Annotated in this window: 7 protein-coding genes; all 7 read right to left on the minus strand. The window is 53.2% G+C overall.

The window, feature by feature from the left end:
* Positions 1 to 9 precede the first annotated feature (9 nt).
* The 7 genes from DWQ09_15250 to rfbB are packed head-to-tail and all read right to left on the minus strand — an operon-like array spanning position 10 to position 7,066.
* Positions 10 to 1,467 carry a hypothetical protein gene (locus DWQ09_15250; GenBank protein ID KAA3626776.1) on the minus strand — a complete coding sequence of 486 codons (1,458 nt, stop codon included), beginning with the start codon at positions 1,465 to 1,467 and terminating at the stop codon, positions 10 to 12.
* Positions 1,464 to 3,131, minus strand: a complete 1,668-nt coding sequence (locus DWQ09_15255; GenBank protein ID KAA3626777.1) for a hypothetical protein — start codon at positions 3,129 to 3,131, stop codon at positions 1,464 to 1,466. The genes DWQ09_15250 and DWQ09_15255 overlap by 4 nt, the downstream gene beginning before the upstream one ends.
* A 41-nt stretch (positions 3,132 to 3,172) precedes the next feature.
* Complete coding sequence (gene rfbC, locus DWQ09_15260) at positions 3,173 to 3,730, minus strand: dTDP-4-dehydrorhamnose 3,5-epimerase (GenBank protein KAA3626778.1); 558 nt, start codon at positions 3,728 to 3,730, stop codon at positions 3,173 to 3,175.
* Between the two features lie 7 nt (positions 3,731 to 3,737).
* Entirely contained in the window at positions 3,738 to 4,682 is a 945-nt protein-coding gene (gene rfbA, locus DWQ09_15265; GenBank protein KAA3626779.1) for a glucose-1-phosphate thymidylyltransferase, read from the minus strand.
* Positions 4,679 to 4,990 carry a four helix bundle protein gene (locus DWQ09_15270; GenBank protein ID KAA3626783.1) on the minus strand — a complete coding sequence of 104 codons (312 nt, stop codon included), beginning with the start codon at positions 4,988 to 4,990 and terminating at the stop codon, positions 4,679 to 4,681. The genes rfbA and DWQ09_15270 overlap by 4 nt, the downstream gene beginning before the upstream one ends.
* A gap of 25 nt (positions 4,991 to 5,015) precedes the next feature.
* Entirely contained in the window at positions 5,016 to 6,002 is a 987-nt protein-coding gene (gene rfbD, locus DWQ09_15275) for a dTDP-4-dehydrorhamnose reductase (GenBank protein ID KAA3626780.1), read from the minus strand.
* Complete coding sequence (rfbB, locus tag DWQ09_15280) at positions 5,999 to 7,066, minus strand: dTDP-glucose 4,6-dehydratase (protein ID KAA3626781.1); 1,068 nt, start codon at positions 7,064 to 7,066, stop codon at positions 5,999 to 6,001. The genes rfbD and rfbB overlap by 4 nt, the downstream gene beginning before the upstream one ends.
* Positions 7,067 to 7,861 lie beyond the last annotated feature (795 nt).

The following is a 7,861-nucleotide window of genomic DNA, read 5'->3' on the forward strand; positions in this document are numbered from 1 at the left end:
GCTAAAAATCTACTGGCTGTTGATCAAATTTCCCCAAACCTCTAATTCGACTAATTCATTAGCTACCTTCTTGAACAACATTTTGTTACTCCGGATGTAGTCGGACAAATATATCGACGATACATGAAATGGGTCTTCGCGTTTCTTGAACTGTCGTTCAGCTTGGCGGACCGCTTCCTCGATAGCTTTCACTTTCGTATCGGGTAAATGCAATTTGAACTCGGTGGCTATGCTCTCGATATAACGGTTTACGTCCTCGTAGCACACGACCTGCACGTAACTTTCAGATTGCGCAAGTAAGGGTTTTAGCCATTTCCCCATGAAACTCGCAATGTATTGAGACTTATTTTCTAGCCACTTAGTAAGCTGTTGGAGTGATGGTGGATTGAAGTACTCGTTCAACAAATCATAGGCCGGTTTCAGCACTTCCTTTTCGTGTGCCAACCATATTTTATTGATACTGATCCCATTCTTGGCAAGAATAGCTTTGTGTGCATCGAGTTGGTCCAAGGCAAACCACGAAGTCAGTATAAAGAGTGGATCACGAACGAGCACAAGTCGTCGCAAGTAGCGGTTCGTATCAAATATTGGATCAGCTAGATCGAAATCGTGAGACTTGGTTAATCGAATGCGTAGGTTTCCGGTTTGTTCAGCGTGAGTTGCAAATCCGGTCAACGCACATGGCATTCTTTTGCAACAACCGGGTTCTTGATACCACTCGCAGAACGAGAAATGTTCACCGAATACTCTACTCAATGTGCTTTTTAGGTAGTGCAAGCCAGAACGGGGCAGCGATTTGGAATCGATGAGTAAGAAGGGAATAGGTTTGTCTTCGTGCGTTTGGCCAAGCTTGATGTAAAAGGTATGCGCTTCGCTGATAGGAGTCGGCGAAGGCGTATTGGTATTGCCTGGATTATCGAATTGCTTATCTATGTTTACCAGCGCCTGGTATTGCTGCAAACGACCTTGGCTACCAGGCAGCAAGCCCATAGTTTCAAGCTCATACCTCGCCCGCGCATTAGCGATCAGGGATTTGGCGCTACCGGGTGTACCTATAGCGATTGAGTTTTCGAAATGTTGCAACGCGCGGTGCTGTTGGTTGCTGATGGCGGCTGCCCGGCCGAGGCTGTTATGCACGCCGGCTATCAGGATCTGGCTAATTAGCTTTTTGCTTACACCCCAATCCTGTGCAAGGCGAATATAGTGCCGGGCTTCGGCGGTCTGATCCGTTTGCAATCTGCCGGCGGCGGCCAGCATGGCAAGCTTGGCGCGGTCGGGGTGGTGTTGCAATGAACCGCGATCGAGCCCAACGAGGCTTTGCCAGTCACCGAATTGCCATTGAGTACGAGCGCGCTCTAGAAGGTTTTCATCGTAAGGGACGACCTCGGGTTCCCGGTGTTCGCTAATTACTTCACCAGTCTCTTTTACCTTTTTTTTGCGGCGGCGATTTGTAGATTTGGCGCTCATAGACCAGGCTCTCTAAGGAGCATGTCTTTGATGAGGTCTAGCTGAGCCTCTGCCCTGACCATTTCTTCTTGCATGAGTTGTTGGCGCGTGGTCAATTCGGTTTCGGCCGCTTGCCAATTTTGGTTTTTCTGCTGAAGTTCGTTGCGTTGCTTCAGCCGCTCGGCCGCGAGCTGCGCTTGCTCTTCAAGCTCTTCTGCTAGCGCTGCCTTTTCCTGCTCCAGCTGCGCCCGGGCCTCGTTGAGTGCCTCGATCTCACGACCACGTTCGGCCGCGAGTTGTGCCTGCGCCTCGTGCCGTTCCGCGAGCGCCGACCTTTCCTGCTCCAGCTGCGCCCGGGCCTCGTTGAGTGCCTCGATCTCACGACCACGTTCGGCCGCGAGCTGCGCCTGCGCCTCGTACCGTTCCGCGAGCACCGACCTTTCCCGCTCCAGCTGCGCCCGGGCCTCGTTGAGTGCCTCGATCTCACGACCACGTTCGGCTGCGAGCTGCGCCTGCGCCTCGTACCGTTCCGCGAGCGCCGACCTTTCCTGCTCCAGCTGCGCCCGGGCCTCGTTGAGTGCCTCGATCTCACGACCACGTTCGGCCGCGAGCTGCGCCTGCGCCTCGTGCCGTTCCGCGAGCGCCGACCTTTCCTGCTCCAGCTGCGCCCGGGCCTCGTTGAGTGCCTCGATCTCACGACCACGTTCGGCCGCGAGTTGTGCCTGCGCCTCGTGCCGTTCCGCGAGCGCCGACCTTTCCTGCTCCAGCTGCGCCCGGGCCTCGTTGAGTGCCTCGATCTCACGACCACGTTCGGCCGCGAGCTGCGCCTGCGCCTCGTACCGTTCCGCTAGCGCCGACCTTTCCCGCTCCAGCTGCGCCCGGGCCTCGTTGAGTGCCTCGATCTCACGACCACGTTCGGCCGCGAGCTGCGCCTGCGCCTCGTACCGTTCCGCGAGCACCGACCTTTCCTGCTCCAGCTGCGCCCGGACCTCGTTGAGCGTCTCGATCTCACGACCACGATCGCCTGTGAGTTTCTTGTATTCCTCACGGCTACCCTGTAGTTCGCGCTTCAGGTGGGCAACTTCCTGCGCCCGATCGGAGTTCTGCCTCGACAGGTTGTCTACAAATTGCGCATAAGCACTGATATCCGCGCCGGCTTTCTGATTCCAGGACGGCTGACGCCCTTCCGCCTTACCGAAACGGATGTAATGCAGAAGAGGATTCATACCAGCTTTTGCCACATCAGGGTAATTCTGCAGATACCACTGAGTGTCGAAACGCTGGCTGGGGTTACGTCCTTCTGTTGCTCCAAAGCGTAGGTAGTGCTCTATGGGATCCTTGCCTGCTTCTGCAACATCGGGGTATTGCTTCAGATACCACTCTTCGTCGAAGAAGCCGGATTGCTGTAAAACTTGTGCCTTGATGCTCACCGTCCAACCGAGCAGGTCAGTGAGCCGCAAGAGCGGGTTTGCTTTCTGCGCGGTGATCACCGGGGAAATGGTGATCGGAGTGACTGCGGCATACCCCCTTTCCCTTTCGCCAAGCTCCCGTTCATTTTTTTGGTTAAGCAGGAAATAGTGCTCCAATTCTTCCTGCACCTGATGGAGTTGGAGCAACAGCAGCTCGTTTTCCTCTTCGAGCTGCTTAAGTCTTTCCTGCAAGTCTTTAGTATCGGTGCTATTCATTGACGGTATACCGGTGCTTACTGGTTTCGTTACGTTAGATGCTACCGGAGATCCACAAAGAGATCTGCATTTCTAATTGGCAAAGCGTTTTGATCTTTATCAGATAAACGTATTTTACTTTTAATTGGCCACGTTATGTTGATATCGGGGTCATTCCAGAGGATACATCGCTCAAAATCAGGGGCATAGTAGTCAGTAGTTTTGTAGAGAAACTCTGCTGAATCAGACAGCGCTAGAAAACCGTGGGCGAATCCCTCAGGGATCCAAAGCTGATTCCTATTCTCCGCCGACAGAGTTACACCGATCCACAGGCCAAAGGTAGGCGAGCCTTGGCGTATATCGACTGCAACATCAAATACTTCGCCCCGCACCACACGTACCAGTTTTCCCTGTGCTTTAGGCGGCAGCTGATAATGCAATCCCCGCAGTACGCCTTTCGCTGATCTGGAATGATTGTCTTGAACAAATAGTGGCGACAGACCGGTTGCCTCTTCGAACGCTTTCCGGTTAAAGCTCTCGTAAAAGAAACCACGCTCGTCGCTAAAGACTTTGGGCTCGAGAATCTTTACATCAGGAATAGCAGTTTCTGTTACTTTCATAAGAACTCTACAACAGATAGCTGGTTGAACTAGAACCTATCCTCTTCCCTCGAAGTACCTGCATGAGGTATTGACCGTACGCGATATTATGCATCGGCCCAGCAAGGCTCTCCAATTGATCTGAATTGATCCAATTCTGACGGAAAGCAATCTCTTCCGGACACGCTATTTTGAGCCCTTGGCGGTGTTCGATGGTCTGAACAAATTGACTGGCTTCGAGCAGGCTTTCATGTGTTCCAGTGTCAAGCCAAGTGTAACCTCTCCCCATTAGTTCCACCGACAAATTACCCGCCTCCAGGTACAGTCGGTTCAGATCGGTGATCTCCAACTCATTTCGTTGAGAAGGCTTGAGCTGCTTCGCAAGCTCTGAAACGGTGTTGTCATAGAAGTAAAGCCCGGTTACCGCATAGCTCGATTTAGGGCGCTCTGGTTTCTCCTCAAGCGTTGTTACCTGCCCGTTGTTATCGAATCCGATGACGCCATAACGCCCGGGGTCCTGTACGTGATAGGCAAATACAGTCGCTCCCTCTTCTCGCTGATTGGCTGAAGCGAGAAGCTTGTGCAAAGAATGACCGTAGAAAATATTGTCTCCAAGCACCAGGGCTGATGGAGAATCCTTGATGAAGGCTTCACCAATGAGAAAGGCCTGGGCCAGCCCATCGGGTGATGGCTGTACAGCGTAACGGATCTCGAGGCCCCACTGAGAACCATCGCCGAGGAGTTCTTCGAAGCGGGGTGTGTCATGGGGGGTGGAGATAATCAGGATTTCCCGAATACCTGCCAGCATGAGGGTCGATAACGGGTAGTAAATCATCGGCTTGTCGAAGACCGGCAGTAACTGTTTGGAGATCACCCTGGTAACTGGATACAGGCGCGTGCCGGAACCTCCAGCCAAGATGATTCCCCTTCTTTGGGGAGTGGGGAGTGGTGAATGGGGGCTGGGGGCATTCATTTCATACGCCACTTTTCATGTAACCCTGTCAATAACTTTCCTGCTCGGTCAGCCAATTCGAAAGCAATGTGATCTTTCGGGGCGAAATTGAGCATTACCGCCAGTTGTAACTGAGTCTCTAGGTCTGCCAGTGAGCCACGGGAGATGCCGATAAACTGCGGTTTTTCCTTAGCGTGGTTGCGCCCAGCGCGCTCTGCTAGGTTACTTGAGGTTGACACCGCAGCTCGCCGCATTTGCTCTATCAGACCAAATCGCTCCTCACCGGGAAATCCGGCCGTCAGTTCGTAAACCGATTTCACCAGCTGCATAGCCACCTTCCAAACTTCAAGCTGTTCATCTGCTTTCCCCACTCCCCACTACCTCCCCAACCACCCGCTCCACCCCCTCCTCCCACGCCGGGAGAAATATACCAAATGCCTTGCGCAGCTTCTGCGTATCAAGTCGCGAGCTCGCGGGGCGTTTTGCAGGGGTTGGATACTCCGATGTCGCAATAGGATACACGCGATCTGGTGGTGCGCGCAGTTCAAAGCCGCGCCTCGCTGCGGCAGCGATTATGTGTTGGGCAAATCCATGCCAGGAGGTTTCTCCGCTGGGGACAAGATGGTAGATGTCGGATCGGTCCGTGGACTGAAGATCATTGCCAAAACTTCCATCGCGCGCAAGGCGGTTGTTGCCCCCCCCAACCCTGCACTCTCCCAGGGGGAGAGGGTGTTTGTTGATTAGTAGATTGTGGATCGCGAGCGTGGATACATCCGCGAGTAGTTCGGCACCGGTGGGTACTCCGAACTGATCGGCAACTATATTCAGTTCCTCGCGCTCTCTAGCCAGGCGGAGAATAGTCCTGATGAAGTTGTGCCCCCGAGCCGCGTATACCCAGCTGGTGCGGAAGATCAGGTAGTGGCATCCACTTTCCTGTATCGCCCGTTCACCCTCAAGCTTTGATTTTCCGTAGACACTGAGGGGGTTCGGCTTATCGTCCTCCCGATAGGGGGTGGATTTTTCACCATCGAAAACATAATCGGTGGAGTAGTGTACCAACCAACTATTGAGCCGTTTAGATTCTCGCGCCAGAAGCTCCACTGCTTCGGCGTTGATGCGATAAGCCCGGTCCGGCTCACTTTCTGCCTTGTCCACTGCTGTATATGCCGCTGCATTCACCACAAACGATGGAGTAATCCTGCGAAGGGTAGATCGAAGGCGATCGAGATCTTCCAGATCAATATCGCCTCTGTCACACGCGACGAGCGGTCCCAGTGGCGCGAGAGATCTCCTCAGCTCCCACCCGACCTGACCATTGGCACCCAGCAGAAGAATCGTCACGTGTAGTGCCTCTCAACCCAATGCCGGTACTCACCACTGGTAACACGTTCCACCCAGTCCTGATTGTCCAGATACCATCTCACGGTTTTTCGGATACCGCTGTCAAAGGTCTCCGCTGGCCGCCAATCAAGATCCCTTTCAATCTTGGTCGCATCTATCGCGTAACGTCTGTCGTGTCCGGGGCGATCCTTAACGAACGAGATCAAATCCTGATAGGTAGAAAATGTGGAGTCATGATTGGTTGGGTGCAATTCGCCCAGAATGTCGCAAAGAGTATGGACAATTTCCATATTGGTTTTTTCGTTGAGGCCGCCAATATTGTAGACCTCGCCGGGTTTACCGGCTTCGAGCACCCTGCGAATTGCGCTGCAATGGTCACCGACATAGAGCCAGTCCCGTATCTGCTGCCCATCGCCATAGATCGGCAGTGGTTTTCCGTTGAGTGCATTGTGTATTACGAGAGGAATTAACTTTTCTGGAAACTGATACGGCCCGTAGTTGTTGGAACAGTTGGTGGTCAGCACCGGGAGTCGGTAGGTGTGGTGATATGCCCGCACCAGGTGGTCGGAAGAGGCCTTGCTGGCGCTGTAGGGACTGTTAGGTTCATAGCGCTTAGTTTCTGTGAATGCTGGATCTTCCAGCGCGAGAGAACCATAGACCTCATCGGTCGAGACGTGCAGAAATCGAAATTGGTCGCGAGACTCGCCCTCCAGGTCATTCCAATACTCACGAACCGTTTCCAGCAAGCGGAAAGTGCCAACGATATTGGTCTGAATGAAATCTTCTGGTCCATGGATCGAGCGATCCACATGGGACTCTGCGGCGAAATTGAGTATCACGCGTGGTTGGCTGCGCCGCAGCACCGTGGCAAGAGGCTCACGATCGCCAATATCGCCGTGAAAGAAATTGTACCTTGCGTCACCCGCCAGTGAAGCCAGATTTTCAGGATTCCCCGCATACGTCAGTTTATCGAGATTTACAATCGGCTCGTCGTATTCCCTGAGCCAATCCAGTATAAAGTTGCTACCAATAAATCCCGAGCCACCTGTTACCACCAGGCTCATAAATCAACTCCATGCCGAAACTTTATTTGCTTGATCTAGCCACCTGCCGCTCGCATAGACATGATGTCATGCCGCTCCACGATTGGGAGGTAAATTTAACGGACCCTACCACACGTTAAGCGACAAGCATCTCTGCAGACTTCACTTCCTTACGGTCTGTCTAATGTAATAACAGGCGCCAGAAACGCTACCCGATCTCTAACTCCCTAGAATCTCTGATTAAATGCATCATGGGTCGGGCTTCTGCATCCGGTCCGGCGAGGCCACCGCCCCTCCTGCCCATGAAAGTCCGTGCACATTCCCGTCAAGGTTAAAACTGGCTGGTTTCTCGTCAGCGTGGAATCTCACGATCCTTAATCGAACCGCCCCACCCTTTGCAGGATCGAATATATCCGCGAAGATAACCCCGAATCCGGCTACGGTGTTCGCGGGTGAAACCGCTCCTACGGCGGCTAGAACCTCGCGCTATGTCCACCGCAGCCGCGACCGTACCGCGGACTGCAATTTTACCACCGAATCTACAGTAGCATTAATAGCGATCTTTTAACCTCACCCCATGTTTCAATCCTTAGGGAACGTCTGAATAAGTGATGCAAACCAGCACGGCCGATTCAATATGTTTGTGTTTTTCATCATAAGGAGCGTTTTCAGGCAGTATTCGGCTCAATATGGGCCGTTTTCTAGCCGTTTTGTGCGCCGTTGCGGTTTATCAGGCGCACCAATCCTATGTCGGGCATCGCAATCGTCGCCGCGCCAGGTACAGATTGGTCAATGCACTCAGTACAAACAAGGCAT

The organism is Pseudomonadota bacterium (genome assembly GCA_008501635.1).
Taxonomy (GTDB): Bacteria; Pseudomonadota; Gammaproteobacteria; order QQUJ01; family QQUJ01; genus QQUJ01.

What these genes read in the sequence shown, in the direction of transcription:
- DWQ09_15250 (KAA3626776.1), bottom strand. Translation starts at nt 1,467, where the DNA reads ATGAGCGCCAAATCTACAAATCGCCGCCGCAAAAAAAAGGTAAAAGAG.
- DWQ09_15255 (KAA3626777.1), bottom strand. Translation starts at nt 3,131, where the DNA reads ATGAATAGCACCGATACTAAAGACTTGCAGGAAAGACTTAAGCAGCTC.
- rfbC (KAA3626778.1), bottom strand. Translation starts at nt 3,730, where the DNA reads ATGAAAGTAACAGAAACTGCTATTCCTGATGTAAAGATTCTCGAGCCC.
- rfbA (KAA3626779.1), bottom strand. Translation starts at nt 4,682, where the DNA reads ATGAATGCCCCCAGCCCCCATTCACCACTCCCCACTCCCCAAAGAAGG.
- DWQ09_15270 (KAA3626783.1), bottom strand. Translation starts at nt 4,990, where the DNA reads ATGCAGCTGGTGAAATCGGTTTACGAACTGACGGCCGGATTTCCCGGT.
- rfbB (KAA3626781.1), bottom strand. Translation starts at nt 7,066, where the DNA reads ATGAGCCTGGTGGTAACAGGTGGCTCGGGATTTATTGGTAGCAACTTT.